This is a genomic window from Paraburkholderia sp. 2C (assembly GCF_054589215.1).
On sequence record NZ_BAAILL010000013.1, the window covers coordinates 26,674 to 44,286 of the forward strand.

At 62.5% G+C, this 17,613-nt stretch carries 17 protein-coding genes and 3 pseudogenes; 7 read left to right on the plus strand and 13 right to left on the minus strand.

Going from position 1 to position 17,613, the window contains the following annotated elements:
- Positions 1 to 205, plus strand: a pseudogene (locus ACYPXD_RS03125) (TetR/AcrR family transcriptional regulator); the annotation flags it as partial.
- 16 nt (positions 206 to 221) lie between these two features.
- Here ACYPXD_RS03125 and ACYPXD_RS03130 read toward each other — a convergent pair.
- Positions 222 to 1,460, minus strand: coding sequence for an MFS transporter (locus ACYPXD_RS03130; protein WP_459707344.1), 1,239 nt, complete (start codon positions 1,458 to 1,460; stop codon positions 222 to 224).
- A gap of 252 nt (positions 1,461 to 1,712) precedes the next feature.
- On the opposite strand from ACYPXD_RS03130, the gene ACYPXD_RS03135 reads away from it, so the two are divergent.
- Positions 1,713 to 1,976 (plus strand): hypothetical protein, encoded by a 264-nt coding sequence (locus tag ACYPXD_RS03135; RefSeq protein ID WP_459707346.1) that lies wholly within the window; start codon positions 1,713 to 1,715, stop codon positions 1,974 to 1,976.
- Between the two features lie 72 nt (positions 1,977 to 2,048).
- Here ACYPXD_RS03135 and ACYPXD_RS03140 read toward each other — a convergent pair whose 3' ends face one another.
- From ACYPXD_RS03140 to ACYPXD_RS03150, 3 genes are all read right to left on the minus strand, one after another.
- Positions 2,049 to 2,216, minus strand: coding sequence for a hypothetical protein (locus ACYPXD_RS03140; protein WP_459707348.1), 168 nt, complete (start codon positions 2,214 to 2,216; stop codon positions 2,049 to 2,051).
- 211 nt (positions 2,217 to 2,427) lie between these two features.
- Complete coding sequence (locus ACYPXD_RS03145; protein WP_459707351.1) at positions 2,428 to 2,814, minus strand: DUF427 domain-containing protein; 387 nt, start codon at positions 2,812 to 2,814, stop codon at positions 2,428 to 2,430.
- A 169-nt stretch (positions 2,815 to 2,983) separates the two neighbouring features.
- Positions 2,984 to 4,171 carry an MFS transporter gene (locus ACYPXD_RS03150; RefSeq protein ID WP_459707353.1) on the minus strand — a complete coding sequence of 396 codons (1,188 nt, stop codon included), beginning with the start codon at positions 4,169 to 4,171 and terminating at the stop codon, positions 2,984 to 2,986.
- Positions 4,172 to 4,329: 158 nt separating this feature from the next.
- Between ACYPXD_RS03150 and ACYPXD_RS03155 the strand changes: the two are divergent.
- The 3 genes and pseudogenes from ACYPXD_RS03155 to ACYPXD_RS03165 form a co-directional block, all read left to right on the plus strand.
- Positions 4,330 to 4,650: pseudogene (locus tag ACYPXD_RS03155) on the plus strand (hypothetical protein); the annotation flags it as partial.
- Between the two features lie 45 nt (positions 4,651 to 4,695).
- Positions 4,696 to 5,871 carry a lysylphosphatidylglycerol synthase domain-containing protein gene (locus ACYPXD_RS03160; protein ID WP_459707355.1) on the plus strand — a complete coding sequence of 392 codons (1,176 nt, stop codon included), beginning with the start codon at positions 4,696 to 4,698 and terminating at the stop codon, positions 5,869 to 5,871.
- 349 nt (positions 5,872 to 6,220) lie between these two features.
- Positions 6,221 to 7,936, plus strand: coding sequence for a c-type cytochrome (locus ACYPXD_RS03165; protein ID WP_459707357.1), 1,716 nt, complete (start codon positions 6,221 to 6,223; stop codon positions 7,934 to 7,936).
- Positions 7,937 to 8,032: 96 nt separating this feature from the next.
- Here the strand turns inward: ACYPXD_RS03165 and ACYPXD_RS03170 are convergent.
- The 6 genes and pseudogenes from ACYPXD_RS03170 to ACYPXD_RS03195 all read right to left on the minus strand — a co-directional run.
- Positions 8,033 to 8,782, minus strand: a pseudogene (locus ACYPXD_RS03170) (IclR family transcriptional regulator); the annotation flags it as partial.
- A 98-nt stretch (positions 8,783 to 8,880) separates the two neighbouring features.
- Positions 8,881 to 9,633, minus strand: a complete 753-nt coding sequence (locus ACYPXD_RS03175) for an amino acid ABC transporter ATP-binding protein (RefSeq protein WP_459707359.1) — start codon at positions 9,631 to 9,633, stop codon at positions 8,881 to 8,883.
- Entirely contained in the window at positions 9,633 to 10,280 is a 648-nt protein-coding gene (locus ACYPXD_RS03180) for an amino acid ABC transporter permease (protein ID WP_459707361.1), read from the minus strand. The genes ACYPXD_RS03175 and ACYPXD_RS03180 overlap by 1 nt, the downstream gene beginning before the upstream one ends.
- 49 nt (positions 10,281 to 10,329) lie before the next feature.
- Entirely contained in the window at positions 10,330 to 11,046 is a 717-nt protein-coding gene (locus ACYPXD_RS03185; RefSeq protein WP_459707365.1) for an amino acid ABC transporter permease, read from the minus strand.
- Between the two features lie 31 nt (positions 11,047 to 11,077).
- Positions 11,078 to 11,914, minus strand: coding sequence for an ABC transporter substrate-binding protein (locus tag ACYPXD_RS03190; protein WP_459707367.1), 837 nt, complete (start codon positions 11,912 to 11,914; stop codon positions 11,078 to 11,080).
- Between the two features lie 266 nt (positions 11,915 to 12,180).
- The gene (locus ACYPXD_RS03195; protein ID WP_459707369.1) at positions 12,181 to 12,882 is read right to left on the minus strand and encodes an SDR family NAD(P)-dependent oxidoreductase; all 702 of its coding nucleotides are present in this window, start codon (positions 12,880 to 12,882) and stop codon (positions 12,181 to 12,183) included.
- Between the two features lie 237 nt (positions 12,883 to 13,119).
- Between ACYPXD_RS03195 and ACYPXD_RS03200 the strand changes: the two genes are divergently transcribed.
- Entirely contained in the window at positions 13,120 to 13,893 is a 774-nt protein-coding gene (locus ACYPXD_RS03200; RefSeq protein ID WP_459707372.1) for an alpha/beta fold hydrolase, read from the plus strand.
- Between the two features lie 107 nt (positions 13,894 to 14,000).
- Positions 14,001 to 14,741 carry an SDR family oxidoreductase gene (locus tag ACYPXD_RS03205; protein ID WP_459707374.1) on the plus strand — a complete coding sequence of 247 codons (741 nt, stop codon included), beginning with the start codon at positions 14,001 to 14,003 and terminating at the stop codon, positions 14,739 to 14,741.
- Positions 14,742 to 14,822: 81 nt separating this feature from the next.
- Here ACYPXD_RS03205 and ACYPXD_RS03210 read toward each other — a convergent pair whose 3' ends face one another.
- From ACYPXD_RS03210 to ACYPXD_RS03220, 3 genes are all read right to left on the minus strand, one after another.
- On the minus strand, positions 14,823 to 15,107 hold the full coding sequence (locus ACYPXD_RS03210; protein ID WP_459707377.1) for a hypothetical protein: 285 nt from the start codon (positions 15,105 to 15,107) through the stop codon (positions 14,823 to 14,825).
- 177 nt (positions 15,108 to 15,284) lie between these two features.
- Positions 15,285 to 16,178 carry an amidohydrolase family protein gene (locus tag ACYPXD_RS03215; RefSeq protein ID WP_459707380.1) on the minus strand — a complete coding sequence of 298 codons (894 nt, stop codon included), beginning with the start codon at positions 16,176 to 16,178 and terminating at the stop codon, positions 15,285 to 15,287.
- Positions 16,179 to 17,525, minus strand: coding sequence for an MFS transporter (locus tag ACYPXD_RS03220; RefSeq protein WP_459707382.1), 1,347 nt, complete (start codon positions 17,523 to 17,525; stop codon positions 16,179 to 16,181). It lies immediately after the preceding gene.
- Between the last annotated feature and the right edge of the window lie 88 nt (positions 17,526 to 17,613).

Sequence of the window (17,613 nt, forward strand, 5' to 3'; positions counted from 1 at the left end):
CTATGCGCGCGGCCTGCGTTCGATGATCGACGTGCTGGTCTCGTTCTCGAACGCGCGCCGCTCGAAGAAGGTCCGGCAGCGCGCAATCGCGCGGCTGTCGATGCTGATCGGCGCGCTAACGCTGGCGCGCGCGGTCAGCGACGATCCTCTATCCGATGAGATTCTCGCGGCGGCGCGCGAAGCGCTGCACGGCAACCTGGTATGATTCGCGGCACGCGCAATCAGGCCGCCGGGAATTCGCGTTTCGCGAAGTGTTCGCGATCGGTCACGAAATAGACGAGCGCGGCCGCCGGAAAAACGAGCCCCACGAGCGACGTCAACGGCCATCCGCCCTGCGCGTACAACCAGCCGCCCAACGCGGAGCCGAGCGCACTGCCCGCGAAAAACGTCGTCATATAGATGCCGTTGACGCGCGATCTGAACTGCGGCCCCAGCGAAAAAATCGCGCGTTGCCCAAGCGACATGTTCGACGACACGCCGAAGTCGAGCACAATGCCCGCGATAACCAGCCACGTCAGCGAGAGCGGTGCGCCAGGCGGCGCGATCCGCGCAAGCAGTAAGGCGACGATCACGGCCAGCAATGCAACCGCGGTGGCCGGCCGCGTCCAGCCGCGATCCGCGAGACTGCCCGAAACGGTTGCGCCAATCGCACCCGACACCCCCACCAGCGCAAACAATGCGATGCCGCCTTGCGATAGCCTGAACGCCGGGCCCGCGAGCAGGAGCGGCGTGGTCGTCCAGAAAAGGCTGAATGCCGCGCCAAGGCAGCCGGTATAGAACGAGCGGCGCCGTACGACGCGTTGCGTCAGCAACAGATGCCACATCGAAGCCAGCAACTCGATATAGCGCAGCTTCGACAGCGGCTCGCGCGGCGGCAGCACGATCGCGAGCAGCGCCATCAAGGCGGCCATCAGCGCCGTCGACAAAAAGAAAATGGTGTGCCACGACGACGAAACCTGCGTGATAAAGCTCGATTCGGGACGCGCCAGCATGATGCCGAGCAGCACGCCGCTCGTCACGTTGCCGACCACACGCCCACGTATGCGCTCCGGCGCCAGATGCGCGGCGTACGGCACGAGCACGTGAATCGCGACGCTGCCTGATCCGATCAGGCACGCGGCAACGAGAAACAGCGCGACGTGCTGCGACAGCGCGGCGCCAAGCAGGCCGAGCGCCGCAACGCCTAGCAGCGTCAGCGCGAGGCGCCGGCTTTCGATCAGATCGCCAAGCGGTACGAGCAGCAGCATGCCCATGCCGGTGCCGATCTGCGTCATCGTCACGATGAGACCGGTCGCGCTCTTCGCGACGCCGAGCGATGCGCCGATCAATCCGGCGAGGGGCTGCGCATAGTAGGCGTTCCCTGCTGTCAAACCGCAAGCGAAAGCGAGCAGCAGCACGAGCCACGGCGATACGCGTTCGCTTGCGGCGGCTGGCTTCGCCGGGTCGATGTTGTCGTTCATAGGTGGAATCTTTAATAGGGAGTTTACGCTTCCAAAATAGACGGACCGCGACGCCCGGGAATGATGCGTCCGATAGCAAGGCCGTTGATGCAGCCGCATCGACAACAAAACAATCTCGTGCCGACAGTTATTCCCGGGGCATCCGCTCAAGCACTAGCAGCGCGCTTCGCTGCGCGCTAGACTGATCGGCAGGAGTGCAACCAATACGACACGTTTCACCACCGTGACCGCCTGGTCGATGGAGATTGAACGATGGATCACACGAAACTGACTGCGCACTTTCCGACAATCGATGTGGAGCTGACCCGGCGCGACCTGCCGGAAAAGCATGGCGAAGTCGTGACAATCCATATCACCGCAACCCCTTCGTTCGATGCGGCCGCGCGATGGCTGCTGCAGCCGGGCCTGTTCGCGCTCGCCGGGCCAATGATGGTGTGGACGGAAATGATGCGCACGTGGCAGCCGTGGTTGCCGGGCGCATTCGCGCCGGTGCTGCCGTTGCCGAAGCCGGAATAGACGGCAATTGAACCGGTCAACTGAAGCTGTCGAATGAAGCGCCGGACAAGGCGCTTACCGATTGGCGCGCACCTACCGGTCGCGGTGACGGATCCGCTTTGCGGCGGTAATCACCGCGATACCGGCCATGATCACCGCAACGATCGCCACCGTATGCTGCGAGACATGCAGGGTGATAAGCGCCCATGCGATGCCTGCAATCAGGATCAGCCATCCTACGAGATAAATGACTAGCGTCATTGAAGGCTCCGTTCGGGTATCGAAAAGCGGAAATCGAGCGCACGAGGCAGCTGCCCTATACGCCAAGGTTTCCCAAGCTTTCTTTTCGAAAGCAAATTCGATACCCGACCGGAAACGCCGCACACACTGGCGTGCGAACGGCGCGCAATGACGTGGCCTGCGAAGTCCTTAAGCCGCGCTCTTGAACCAACACTCGCTCAAGAGCCAAAAATCAATCCGGCTGGATCTGCATCGCGTCGACACGGTCCGGATAGAACGCGAGATGTCCCTTGATCGCGCTAACCGCATCATAAGGATTTTCATACGTCCAGACCGCATTCACCGACCGGTCGCCGCCGGCCGTAATGCTGTAGTAGCTGCAGTCGCCCTTATACGGGCAATAGGTTTCATGCGACGTGCGCTCGAGTTGCGCCATGTCCGCATCTTCGCGCGGAATGTAAAGCACTTCCGGATACGACGCCTCGCGCAGCACGAGCGCATTCCTCGTGTCGGCGATCACTTTGCCGGCCACGACAACCACGACATGCGACGGGCTTTTCGTTACCGTGATCGGATGATCGGGCCCGGGAACCTTCACCGTCTTCACCGTATTCTGCATATGCGACCTCATCGAATGGACGGAGCACAACGCAACGGCTCAAATGCAGCCATGCGGCGCCCCATGTGGCTATCAATATGAAAACCAGCGGCCATCATATGCCGATCCAAAAACCTGCGTACGCGTGAGGTCTTCCCGCGATGTGGGCGGCGGTAACCGCCTTGCGACATCACCCCTTGGTTTCGTCGCGCCGTGCAAGCAGCGGGCGCGCGCTGCGATCGGAAATGAGTTGCACGAGCACCGATGCCGACGCGAATGCGAGTCCGGTCGCACAGACGCCGGCCCAGCCCCAGACGCTCCACGCCAGCGTGCCCACCGCGGTGCCGAGCGCGCCGCCCGCAAAACGAATCGTCATATAAAGCGTATTGATACGGTTCATTGCACCGGCACTGATGCCCATGTTGCGCGACATATTGGCGACGTGCCCGATCTGCACGCCGAAGTCGAGCACGATCACCCCGGCGACGAGCCCCGCGATCGAACCGCCGACCAGCGCGAACACGCCATACGCCATGACCATCGCCATGCTGCCCGCGAGCACGACACCGCGCGCATCGCCGCGATCGGTCCATTTTCCCGACACCGTCGACGCACTCGCGCCGACTACGCCAACGAGGCCGAACAGACCCGCCGTCGCACTGCCGTAGCGCGGATCGATCGCATGCAGATGAAACGCGAGCGTGGTCCAGAACGCGCTGAATGCCGCGAATTGCAGCGCGGCGATCGTCGAGGTCTGGCGGATCAGCGGCGCATCGCGCAGCAGCGTCCAGAGCGAGCCCATCAGGTTTCGCCAACTGCCGGAAAAAGCCGGTTCGGTGCGCGGCACGATCGCGAGCAGCATCGCCACGACGCCGACCATCGCCACCGCGGCGACGCCGTACACCGCACGCCAGCCGAACGATTCGGCCAGCACGCCGGACACCGCGCGCGACAGCAGGATGCCGCACAGCAGTCCGAACATCACGATGCCGACCGCCCTGCCGCGCTGCTGCGGGCCGGCCAGCTGCGCGGCGAGCGGTGTCAGCAATTGCGGCGTCACGCTGGTCAGGCTGGTGACGAAACTGGCCGCGATGAGCCACCCGAGCGTCGGCGCGAAGGCGGTCGCGACGAGTGCCACCGCCGCTGCCAGCAGGGTGACCGTGAACAGCGTCGTGCGCCTCACCATATCGCCAAGTGGAACGAAGAGCAGCAGCCCGAGCGCGTAGCCCGTCTGTGCGGCGACCGACGCGGAGCCGGCCGCGCGCTCGGTTACCTTGAACGTATGCGCGAAATCGACGAGCAGGGGCTGGTTGTAGTAGTTGTTTGCGACGACGACGCCTGCGGCCAACGCCATCACCCAGTAGACCGATCGATTCATTCGCGGAAGTCCCCTTTGTCGACATGTGCGCTAATAGCCGGATGCCGATGGTGAATGTCAGACCACCCGAGTCGCGGCGCGACATGGTTGTTCGGAAGAACGTTACGCAATGTGCCGCGATTCCTCTGATTACGCAATCGTCCGTGCAAATTCCGTACGCATACGGCATCGAACTCGCCAGCGAGGCCCCGTACGAATACCCGAGCGACCCTGAATGGGCGTATCTTGTAACGGGCTACAGCGAATGCATCGACAGTTTTTTCGCGTTTGGTCTGTTCGAGGCCGCGCGCCGCTCCGGCTTCTTTCCACCTGAGCAATCGATGTCCGCGGAAGACATCAGTGTGCGCGAACTCATGCTGCTGTGTCTTGAAGAAAACGACCGGCGTTTCGCCGGCTACGACAAGCGCCTGCAGCGTCCGCAGACGATGCCGAAGCTCACGCGCCTGGCGTTGCGCTTCATGCGCACGCGCAAACCATAAAACGCGCGAGCGGATGCGTGCGCGTCTCACCACACGAGGCGAACGATGCGATTACCCCGCATGGTGCGGTCCGACTCCGAAGGCGGCGCGTTGCCGCGGCCACGCGATCTGCTGCGCCGCCACTTTCGTGTGGCGATGCCGGGCGGCCGCGCGATGCGATACCTCGGCCGCATCGCCGCCGCTGCGGGATTGCTGATTGCACTGTGGCTCATATCGCGCGACGATCCCGACGCCGTGATGTCCCTCGTGCGCACGGCAGGGGTCGGCCTCATCATCGCGGCGCTTGCGCATGTGCTGCATATGATCGCGAACGCGCGCGCATGGCAAACGCTGATGCTCGATCCGCCGGTGCCGCGTTACCGGGTGCTGCTCGGCCTGATCTGGATTCGCGAATCGATCAATGGGCTGCTGCCCGTGGTGCGCATCGGCGGCGACCTCATCTCGTTCCGGCTGCTTCTCAAAAGCGGCTTTTCAACATCGACATCCGCGGCAAGCCTGATCGTCGACATGCAGCTCACCGTGATCAGTCAGTTGCTGTTCGCCGCAGCGGCCATCGCTTATCTGTTCGCGAATGTGCAGTCGGACGCGCTGCGCATCGTGAGCAACCTCGCCTGGGGCCTCCTGCTGATCGCGCCCGCGTTCGCGATATTCGCGATGATCCAGCACGCAAATCCATTCGAACGCATGATGCGCGTGCTCGATCGCATTGCAAGCGGCAAGCTTGCGGAGCTTGTCGGCAAATCCGCGGATATCGACGAGACGATCAAGCGCATCTGGCGCCGGCGCGCAATCGTCCTGCGCTACCTGCTTATCTGGCAACCGCTGCAGGCGATCGGTACATCGCTGCAGATCTGGCTCGCGCTTTATTTCTTCGACACGCCTGTCAGCTTTGCCAAGGCCTTTGTTATCGACTCGCTCGTTCAGGTGGTGGCCAGCGCCGCGTTTTTCGTACCGGCCGCGCTCGGCGTGCAGGAAGGCGGCTTCCTGCTGATCGGCGGCATGCTCGGGCTCGAGCCGGCAACGTGTCTCGCGCTGGCGGGTGCACGACGTGTGCGCGATCTCGTGATCTTCGTGCCGGGCATGCTTGTCTGGCAAATCGCGGAATCGCGCGTGGCGAATTCAAGCTCAAACACACATGCAACCGGCACAGCGAATACCGCTGCAATCGATACGAAAGCCCGCACCGAGGCAAGCGGCGAGGCCGATGGCTTACAACCTTGACATCGCTGACATCGATCGCGCATCAATCTTTACGCTATTCGCTGTTCGCTTAACTATCGCCTATACTCGTTCAGCCCGGGCTTAAAGAATCCTCTTTGTTCACTGCTGCCGCCGCAGGCTTACGCCGTGCGGCCGGGGTACGCGCACGTGCGTACGCCATGCAGGTTGAAGGAGATACGTCTTGCAAGCGCGCATGTGTGCACGATGCGCATGCCGCTTGCCTGTTGCGTATCAAGGAGATCGCCCAATGCGCTTCATGTATGCGTCATCTGTTGGTTCTGTCGTGCGCTTAGGCGCTGTAGCCGGTTTCGCGGCAATATTGTTGGCCCTCGTCCCTCAGGTCCATGTCATGCAACCGGCCTATGCGGCCGAAAGCGCCGGGACCGCGCAAGCGTGCAATAACGAAGCAACCGGCATCACGCTACCACCGGGCTTTTGCGCAACGATCTTCGCCGACAACCTCGGTCACGCGCGGCAAATGACCGTAGGCCCGGACGGCACGCTATACGTGAACACGTGGAGCGGCACGTACTACAAGGTCAACACACCGCCGCCCGGCGGCTATCTCGTGGCATTGAAAGACACGAAGGGCGACGGCCGCGCGGATGTCATGCAGCGCTTTGGCGTTGGCCCTGATGACGGCGGCCACGGCGGCACCGGCATCGCGTTCTATCACAACGCGATCTACGCGGAAAGCAACGACCGCATCATGCGCTATACGCTCAAAGCCGGCGATGTCGCGCCGTCGGGCAAAGGTGAAGTGATCGTATCGGGCTTGCCTGTCACGGGCGACCACCCGATGCATCCGATCGCAATTACGCCCAAAGGCGATCTGCTCATCGACTTAGGCTCGGCAACCAACGCTTGCGAGCAGGAAAACCGCACACCGCATTCGAAAGGCAATGAGCCTTGCACCGAGAAAGAAACACGCGCGGGCATCTGGCGATATGACGCGAACAGGACGGACCAGACGTTCTCGGCGGCCGGGCGCTATGTGAGCGGCATTCGCAACGGCGAAGGCATTGCACTCGACGGATCGGGCCGCATCTTTTCGACGCAGCACGGCCGCGATCAGCTTCACGAAGACTGGCCCGAACTCTATACCGCGAAGCAAGGGCAGGAACTGCCCGCGGAAGAAGTGGTGGAACTCAAGCAAGGCGCCGATTACGGCTGGCCGGAATGCTATTTCGATCAGACGCAAAAGAAGCTCGTGCTCGCACCCGAATACGGCGGCGACGGCAAGAAAGCCGGCCTTTGCAGCGGACGTACCGCGCCCGTCGCGTGGTTTCCCGGCCACTGGGCGCCCAATGACATGGTGTTCTATGAAGCGACGAGCGGCGCGGGCAGCTTTCCGCATGCCTACAACGGCGGCGCATTGATCGCGTTTCATGGTTCGTGGAATCGCGCGCCCGGTCCGCAGGAAGGTTACAACGTTGTGTTCCAGCCGTTCCACAACGGCAAGGCGACCGCAGGCCAATACCTGGTTTTCGCCGATGGCTTTGCGGGCGCCGTCATGGAACCGGGCCAGGCGGCGTTCCGTCCTTCGGGGCTAGCCGTCGCGCATGACGGAGCGCTCTTCATCTCCGACGACATCCATGGCCGCATCTGGCGCGTCACCTATGGCGGCGGCAATCCGGATGCGCAGGTCGCAGCGGCCGCGAGGCCGCCGGGCGCGCAGTCGACGTCGCGTTCGGAATTGCCGCCCGAGGGCATTCATCCCGATGCGGGCAGGGCAACCGCGGGCCTGCCTGTGCCGCCCGGCTCGTCGGCGCAGCAGGTTGCGCTCGGCGCGCGCGTGTTCGCGGGGCAAGTGGGCGGCGCGACATGCACGGGTTGCCACGGTACGGACGCTAAAGGCTCGGGCATCGGCGCAGATCTGACATCAGGCAAATGGCTGTGGAGCGATGGCAGCCTCTCGGGCATTCAACAAACGATCGCTCATGGCGTGCCGCATCCGAAGGAACATAACGGCGCAATGCCGCCGATGGGTGGCGTGCAGCTGTCGCAGGACGATTTGAAGGCGGTGGCCGCTTATGTCTGGGCCTTGGGGCATCAAACGCATTGACGCAATGATGCATGGATGCGCTAACGCATTGCCGCGCTTAAGAAAGACTTACGCACCTTAAGCTATAAATTTCGCTTTAGCTTATTTCGCTTTAACTTAGCGCGCGTAAGTTTGTGACAACGCTTTAGCCGAACGAACCAGGTCGTCGAGCATCGCGGCACGTTTGGCCGGTTCCGTATCGCGCCCGGTCATAAAGCACAGCGCCGCGACCGCATGGCCCACGCGATCGCGAATCGGCGCGGCCATGCAGCAGCGAAACGTCTGTGACAAGCCTTCGGTACAACAGTACCCGAGTTGCGCCGCGCGCTCGACGTCGTTCAGAAAATCGTCGAACGCAATGCGCGTGCCGTTATCGAGCACGAAATCTTCATCGGGAATCAGCGCGCGAATTTCCTCCGGGCCCAGATGCGCGAGCAGCAACCGGCCGGTCGCAGTCCACGGAATCGGCACCCTCACGCCGATATCGGAGCTGATATTGAACGGCCGCGCGCTATTCTCCGACAACACCACCGTGTACTTGTTGCCCTCCAGCATGCAAAGCTGCGCGGTCTCGTCGTGCACTTTCACGAGCGAGAGAATGGTCTGGTGTGCGCGGCTGATCAGATCGTTATGCACCGCATAGTCGGCGCCGTAGTAATGCATTTCACGGCCGAAAAACACGCTGCCGTCCGGCCGCGTTTCGAGCCAGCCCGCCTCGGTCAGAATCGTCACGAGTTCGTAGACGCTCGAGCGCGGCGCGCCCGTCGCTTCGATCAGCTCGCGCATCGTGAGCGGACGCCGTGCGTCATGCAACTGCCTGAGCAGCGCGACGACGCGATCGACGCCTCGCGCTCGCGTCGACTCGCTCGAAGAAGGGCTGGCGGAAACGCCCGTCGAGGCAGGCGCCGCGCGTGACCCGCCATCTCCGCTATCACGGCGGCCAGACTTCGAATTCAGGTTCGCTCTCAATGGTCGAGCACCCGATGCAGGAACTGGCGCGTGCGTTCGTTGGCCGGGTTCACAAAAATCTGCTCAGGCGCGCCCTGCTCCGCAATCACGCCTTTGTCCATAAACACGACGCGGTCCGCGGTCTTGCGCGCAAACCCCATTTCATGTGTCACGACCACCATCGTCATGCCGTCGCGCGCGAGGCCGCGCATCACTTCGGTTACCTCGCCGACCAGTTCCGGGTCGAGCGCGGACGTCGCTTCGTCGAAGAACATGATGCCCGGTTCGACCGCCAGCGCGCGCGCAATCGCCACGCGCTGCTGCTGGCCGCCTGAGAGCTGGCTCGGATAATGTTCGGCGCGATCGGCTAGACCGACCCGATCGAGCGTTTCCATCGCGCGCTTGCGCGCGTCGGCCGCGCTCATCTTGCGCGCCTTGATCAGTGCAAGCGTCACATTGCCGAGCGCGCTCTTATGCGGAAACAGATTGAACTGCTGGAACACCATGCCGACATGCCCGCGAATTTCCTTTGCGCGTCGTCCATCGTGCAGCGGCACGTTGTTGACCCACACCTCGCCGGCATCCGCCGTTTCGAGTCCGCTCATGATGCGCAGCACCGTGCTTTTGCCGGACCCGGAGGCGCCGATCAGCACGAGCACTTCACCGGCTTGCACATCGAGGTTTACGTCGCGCAGCACCTGCGTGGCGCCGAACGACTTGCTGACGCCGGACAGATTGATCACCGGCTTGCCCTGTGCATTCGTGGTCATTACAGCACGCTCCTTCTTCGATCATGGCGGCGCACCCACTGCGACAGCGGAAAGCACACGATGAAATACAGCACCGCAACCAGTCCATAGATCTCGACCGGCTTGCCGACGCGGTCGACGATCGCCTGGCCCGCGTGCATCAGTTCCGACATGCCGATCATGCTGACGATGGACGTATCCTTGATCAGCGACAGATACTGACCGATCAGCGGCGGCAGCACGATCCGGCCGGTCTGCGGCAGCACCACTGAAAAGAAGGTCTGCAGCCTGCTCAGGCCGAGAATCTGCGAAACTTCCCACTGCCCTTTCGGAACCGCCTCGATACCGGAGCGAAACACCTCGGCGATATATGCGCCCTGATAAACACTCAAGCCGACCACGCCGGCTGCGAATACGTCGATCGCGTAACCGAAGTACGACACGCCGAAGTAAATGAAAAGCAGGGTAATCAGTACCGGCGAGCCGCGAAAGAGCTCGGTATAGAGCTTCGCAATGTGGCGTGTGCCCGGCGGGCCGAATGTGCGCAGCACCGCGGCCAAGAGCCCGATCAGCGTGCCGCCGACAATCGACGCCACCGATAACAGCAAGGTGGCCCATAACCCTTGCAGCAGGATCGACAGGCTGGTGAATAGCAGTTCGCTCGACATGGTCGGTCTCTTGCGCCTGGGGTGCTCAAATGCCTGATTGCTCGCGCGATCAGGGTCGGTCCGCCTGACGCGCAAAGAAAAACGTCCGCCGCGTGCGCTTCTTCAGGTCGAGCGGCGGATGAAATACGCGCGTGCCGATCTGCGCCGCGATCCAGGAAAGCGCGTTGCTAAGAATCAGATAAATGATGAGCGTAATGGTGAACGTCTGCACGTAGAGCAGCGTGCGTGAATTGATGACCGTCGCGGTGCCGCTCAGCTCCGGTAACGCGATCGCCGACAGCAGCGATGTGCCGAGCAACAGCTGGATCAGGTTATTGACGATCGCGGGATAGACAGCGCGCGCCGCTTGCGGCATCACCACGTCGATAAAGATCTGCGAGCGTTCCATGCCCAGAATCGATGCGGCCTCCAGCTGACCGCGCGGTACCGATTGAATGCCCGCGCGAAACACTTCGGCGAGATACGCACCGACGTTCACACCAAGCGCGATCACACCGGCCGTGAACGCATCGAGCGTAACGCCAAGCGAAGGCAAGCCGAAGAACACGATAAAGATTTGCAGCAGCACCGGGGTATTGCGGATCGCCTCGATATAGACGCTCGCGATCCAGCGTAGCACCGCGACGCGCGACGCACCCGCCAGCGCGGTCAGCAGGCCGAGCGCCATCGAAAGCGCAAACGCGAGCAGCGTGACCTGCAGCGTCAGCCACGCCGCGCGAACGAAATCGTTCGCGTAACCGGCGAGGGTCATCCATTGGTAGCTCATCGCTTCTCCGCGCGCCGAAACGGCAAGCCGCTTAGAACTGCGGGTTCAACGGATAGCGCGGATCGACACCGAACCACTTCTTGTACAACTGCTGGTTCAGCTTCGACGCGTTGATCTGGAACAGGAACAGATTCAGGTAGTCGAGCCATACCTGATCGCCCTGCTTGACGCCGAACCCGTTGTATTCGAGCGGCACAAGCGCCTCGTCGGTGACGGTCAGCTCGGGGTCGAGCTTCGCCTGATACGCGAGAAAGTTGTTGTCCTCGATCATCGCATCGGCCTGCCCCTGTTTGACCGCAAGAATCGCGGCCTGCGAGCTGTCGTATTCCTGGATCTTGACCTGCATGTTCAGCGAGCGCACTTCATCGCCGTTCGTCGAGCCTTTGACCGTGGCGATCGTGCGGTTCGACATGTCCTTGATCGACTTGATGCCGCTGCTTTTCTTTACGAGCAGCGCTTCGCTCGCCACCACGTACGGATGGGTGAACGAGATTTCCTTTGCACGTTCGAGGTTACGCGTGAAGTTGCAGAACACGACATCGACCTTGCTGGTCTGCAGATTCGGAATGCGGTTCGCGCTTGTCGTATTGACCATTTCGAGCTTCACGCCCATCTGCTTCGCGAGTTCTTTCGCGAGGTCGACGTCGTAGCCGTCGGGTGCGCCGGCCTGATCGTAGAAGCCGAATGGCGCGAAGCTCAGGCAATCGCCGACGCGCAGCGACCCGCGCTGCAGCACCTGCTTGAGCGTCGAGTCGCCTGCGCCCGCACTTTGCGCGGGGGTCTCGACTTTTGTGCACGCGGCCAGCGCCAGCAGTGCAGCAACAGCGGACAGGCAGAGGAATTTTGCGCGTGCTTGGGCGAGTCTCATTGTTGGCGTCCCGATCGGAAGATGGAAATGTTCAACGATGCTGCGCTGTGCCTGGTCGTGCGCCTACGCCGGACGAGTGTCTGGCGTAGTTGTCCGATATATCGGAATCGAATCCGACACGACAGATGGCAGCGAGTGTTTCACGGACATAAATTCCGCGCAACCGGGAAAACGCGGAGACCGTCCATCAACGAAACAGCGGGAAGCGGCATGAAGAAGACGGCAGCCGCAATCACGATCGCAGGGCGTTGCACCCTACCGCGCGATCAAACGCGCCCCGCAACCGGAACCAGCGCCCCCGTGATGCATTGCGCGTCTTGCGACAACAGAAATGCGATCACGCCCGCGATCTGCTCCGACGTAACCCACCGCGTGAAATCCGCTTCGGGCATATCGGCGCGGTTTTGCGGCGTATCGATAATCGAGGGCAGCAGCGCGTTGACGGTCACGCCCTTGTTTTTCAACTCGTCGGCAAGCGCCTCCGTCATCCGCATCACCGCGGATTTCGACGCCGTATACGCGCCCATTCCCGTACCGGCCTTTAACGCGGCCGTTGCGCCGATATTGACGATACGGCCGGCGCCGCCGGCGGTCAGATGCGCAAGCGCCGCTTTCGAAGCGTTAAGCGCGGTCTTCAGGTTCACGTCGAACATTTGATCCCAGCTGTCCACGCTGCCGTCGGCAATCGTCTCCCAGCGGAAACCCCCCGCAATATTGACTAGCGCATTCAACGCGCCGAAACGGCCGACGATCGTTGCAATGGCAACTTCCGCCGCTTGCGGGTCGGTCAGATCGACAAGATCGACGACACATGCCTGCGCGAGTTCTGCTGGCAACGTGGCCGGCGCCGCCCCACGTCCGATCAGCGCGACTTGCGCGCCACGCTGCGCCAGGATGCGCGCGGTGACAAGGCCGAGCGCGCCGAATGCGCCGGTCACGGCGACGATGGTTCCTTGCAGGTTATTCATAAGCGTGACCTCCTGTAGCGAAACGCTGCGGTGCGCGATCAGCACGATCAGCACGACGGCGCGACGGCGCGTGCGCGCGGACAACCGACGAAGCATCATAACGCCGGGCAAGCCGCGCGCGTAGTGAAGCGCACGACCTGCCCCTATCGCGGTTCCCGTCGCAATGTCTACTATAAGAAGCGGCAGCGGTAGCGCGCCCGTCCGCCATCACAACTGTCGAAAGAATGGAGACACACGATGAGCACCGACCTTCCGTCGTCCCACACGCGGCCCGATCCTCAGCAGAGTCACACGTTTGTGCTGATCCACGGCGCATCCCATGGCGGCTGGTGCTGGCGATTCGTTGCCGACGCACTGCGCGCGCAAGGGCATCGCGTCTTTACACCGACGCTGACAGGCCACGGCGAACACCACCATCTGCTGAGTGCCGTGACCTCGCTCGACGTGCCGATCACCGACATCGAAAATCTGCTCGAAGCGGAAGAGCTGGAAGACGTCGTGCTAGTCGGACACAGTTACGGCGGCCTCGTCGCCGCGGGCGTTGCGGACCGCCGCCCTGGCGCACTACGCTCGCTCGTGTTTCTCGACAGCCTGCTTGTCGAAAGCGGTAAGACGGCGATGCATATCCTGCCGCCCCATATCGTCGAAGAGCGGATGGCCAGGATCAAGGCAAGCGGCCGGCCGCTCGAAATGCCGCAGCCGAGCCTCAGCGCGATGGGCATACCCGACGATCACCCGCGTGCCGCCTGGGTTCGCCGCCGTATGACACCGCATCCGCTCGCCACCTACTGCACGCCGCTTACGCTGCGCAACCCTATCGGCAACGGCCTGCCCCGCACCTATGTGCATTGCACACAGCCGTCGTACGAGGCGCTCGCCGCGGTGCGCGAGTGGGTCCGTTCGCTCGACGGCTGGCATTGGGAAGAACTCGCGTCCGGTCACGACGCGATGGTGCTGGACCCGGAATTGCTTGCCGGGTTGCTGGTGCGGTTGGCCGTGCGTTCCGTGTAACCGTTCAAAGGTTCAATCCGTGTCTCATTCCCGTCATATGCTTTGTACAGGATGACTAAAATCAAACCCCGTCCTTTTGAAAACCGTCAAACAGAAGGAGACTTCAGATGACCGACACTTCCAGTCGCGTGGCAATCGTCACGGGGGCATCGGGTGGCATTGGCGGCGCGATCGCCGCGCGTCTCGCGCGTGACGGCTTCGACGTCGCCGTAACGTATTCGGGCCACTCGGCCGCGGCCGACGCGCTCGTTTCAGACGTGAAGAAACTCGAACGCCGTGCGATTGCGATACAAACCGACGTCGCGAAAAGCGACGACGTCGCGCGTCTCTTTGCGAGCACGCGCGAAGCATTGGGACGCGTCGATGTCGTGGTCAATAGCGCGGGGATCATGCCGCTCGGTCCTATTGCAGCCGGCGACGTCGAAACCTTCGATCGCGTGATCGCGACGAATCTGCGCGGCAGCTATCTGATGTTTTCGGCAGCGGCCAACGCGCTGGGCAACGGCGGCCGCATTATCGGGATCTCGAGCAGCGTGCTCGCCAGGTCGTTTCCGAATTACGGCGCTTACATTGCTTCGAAGTCCGGTGTTGAAGGGCTTGTGCGTGTGCTCGCCAATGAAATGCGCGGACGCGGCATTACCGTCAATTGCGTCGCGCCCGGCCCGACCGGCACCGATCTCTTTCTGAAGGACAAGAATGAACAGCAGATCAAGGCACTAGCCGACCTCTCGCCGCTCGAACGCCTCGGCACCCCTGAGGACATCGCAAGCGCCGTGTCGTTTCTCGCGGGCCCGGACGGCGCATGGATCAACGGGCAAATTCTGCGGGCAAACGGCGGATTCGCTTAAGCGCAAACCTGCCGCGCTCACTGCGGGTTCACTGCGGGTTCACTGCGGGTTCACTGCGCGTTCACGCCCGGGCCGCGTGATTCAGGCACGCTCGCGCCAAGGCAATCCTTCGACAAACTGGTCGACTGCATCGAACAGCACCGCGCGGCACACGCCATCCACGGCTTCGACCGGCAGGCCCGCGAACACCGTGATGCACAGGCCTGCCAGCGCCTTCGGGTCGGCGCCGGCGGCAAGCTCTCCAGTCGCTTTTGCATGCGCAAAGCGTTCGGCAATGGTGGTCGACGCTTTGCGCCTTAACGTGCGCAGAAATGCACGCAAGTCTTCATGCTCGACGCCGACCTTCATGCCACCGAGAAAAATCACGCAGCGCTTCGCGGGACGCGCGCCCGCAAAAAGAGCGCGGCGCTCGTGCGCAACATGGCGCGGCGCAGCCCGACGGTCGAATTCGCGCGGCCTGCCGAGCGGCTTCGCTTCGCGTCGATGCGTGCCGCCCATCGATACGGTGACGGCTGCACAGTCAGGAAGAGCTGGGTAGCGCGCTTACGGCTTGAAGCCATACAGCGCATGCGCGTTCGTGGTGAGTATCTGATTGCGCAGCGCCGCGTCGGGCACCCATAGCGCGAGCGTATCGAGCAACTGGCTGACCGTCGGCATCGTGTTCCACTGCGCGACGTGCGGCCAGTCCGATCCCCACACGCAACGGGTCGGCGCCGCATCGGCGAGCGCCTGCGCATAAGCGCTCGTGTCGCGATACGGAGGCTCCTCCGCGCTTAGCCGGTATGCGCCCGAGAGCTTGACCCATGCGCCATCGCGCACGAGGCCAACCAGCCGTTGAAATCCATCGGCTTGCACACCGCTCGACGCCGGCAAATGCCCCATATGGTCGACAACGATCGGCGAACGCAGTCTGGCGAGCCGCGGCCCGAGTTCGGTCAGGTCGCGCGCATCGAGCAAAAACTGGATGTGCCAGCCCCAATCGCGCGCAAGCGCATCGTATTCGTCGAGTTGCGCGAACGAGATACCGCCGCCGCCGAAGAGCACATTGATGCGCATGCCGACAGCGCCTGCGTCGACCATCGCCTGATACCGGGCGTCCGGAAGTCCAAGCGCGGGCACGACCACGCCTCTTAGCCGCGCGCGATTCGCGCGCAATGTGTCGAGCATCAGCGTGTTGTCCTGACCGTGCACGCTGACCTGAACCAGCACACCATAAGCCGAACCGGTTTCATCGAGCATGCGCAAATACGCTTCAGCCGGAGCAGGCGGCGGCGTATACGCACGCTCGGACATCCACGGATAACGCGGCGGCTCGCCAATGACATGCGCGTGCGTATCCACCGCATTCGCAGGCATGGTGAAAGCGGTCGCCCCGCTCTGCCGCGCGGGCGGCGCGAGGCATAGCGGCGCACGGCCGTTAGTATCGGCTGCAGTCACTCAGATATCCTCCAGTGCAATGCCACGTGTTTCAGGCAGGAACACGATGCTCGCGAGCATCAGCGCATAAGCGAACACCGCAAAAATCGCAATCGCCGTCGAAAGCCCGACGTGCTTCGAGAACACACCGACGAGCGTCGGAAAAAGCGCCCCCATGCCGCGGCCGAAGTTGTAGCAGAAGCCCTGCCCCGAGCCGCGCAAACGCGTCGGATAAAGTTCGGTGAGAAACGGACCGACGCCGGCAAGATAACCGCTGCCGAAAAAGCCGAGTGGAAAACCGAGCCATAGCATCACGTTGTTGCCGATCGTGAGCTGCGTATAAGCGAGCACCGAGACGATTGCGATAATCGCGAACGACACAAACAAGGTCTTGCGCCCGAAGCGGTCCGAAATCCACGCGCCGGTCAGATAACCGGCGATGCTGCCCACAATCAGAAAGCCCAGATAGCCGGTCGAATTGATCACGCTCAAATGGCGCTCGGTTTTCAGAAACGTGGGTATCCACGTCGAAATCGCGTAATAGCCGCCCTGACAGCCCATCACGAAGATCGCGCCGAGCATCGTCGTGCGCAACTGCGCGCCGCTGAATATCTCGAACAACGAAGGCGCCCGGGTGCTTTTCGCACCTGCTGCATTTGCCGCGGTTTCCTCACCGCGCGCCCGCTTCGCGATGCGCGGTTCCTGCACGTAGCGCCGCGCAAACAGCAGCATGACGGCAGGCACGGCGCCCGCGGCGAACATCGCACGCCACGCGAGATGCGGCGGCAACAGCAAAAACATGATCGCCTGCAGCAACGCGGCCGCGCCCCAGCCGACGCCCCATGCGGACTGCACCGAACCGACCGCGCGCCCGCGATACGCGGGGCGAATCGTTTCGCCGATCAGCACCGCGCCGGCCGCCCACTCGCCGCCGAAGCCGAAACCGAGCAGACCGCGCGCGATCATCAACTGGTCGAAGTTCTGCGCCAACGCGCAAAGCAAACTGAAAAGACAGAACCAGCCAACCGTAAGCTGCAGCGTCAGCACGCGGCCGATCCGATCCGCGAGATAACCGGCGAGCCATCCGCCGACAGCCGATGTCAGCAATGTGACCGTGACGGCGAGCCCCGCGATGCTGGCTTCGACATGCCATAACATCGTGATCGTGCCGATAACGAGCGGATAGATCATGAAGTCGAGCGCGTCGAGACCCCAGCCGAAGAAGCAGGTCCAGAAGGCGCGCCGCTCCGGCGGCGACATCTGGCGATAGAACGCGGCAAGGCCCGTGTCGTGATCGGGAACCGCTGCACGCTCGGCGTGGCTGTTATCGGCAGCCGCGTCATGCCCTCTGCTTTGAAACTGCGCCATCCGCTTGTCTCCTTCGCTTCCCGATCGGGAAACGTTGCGACGTTCATTACCGCTTCATCGCTGAAGCAGCAATTCGCTCTCCCGGGAA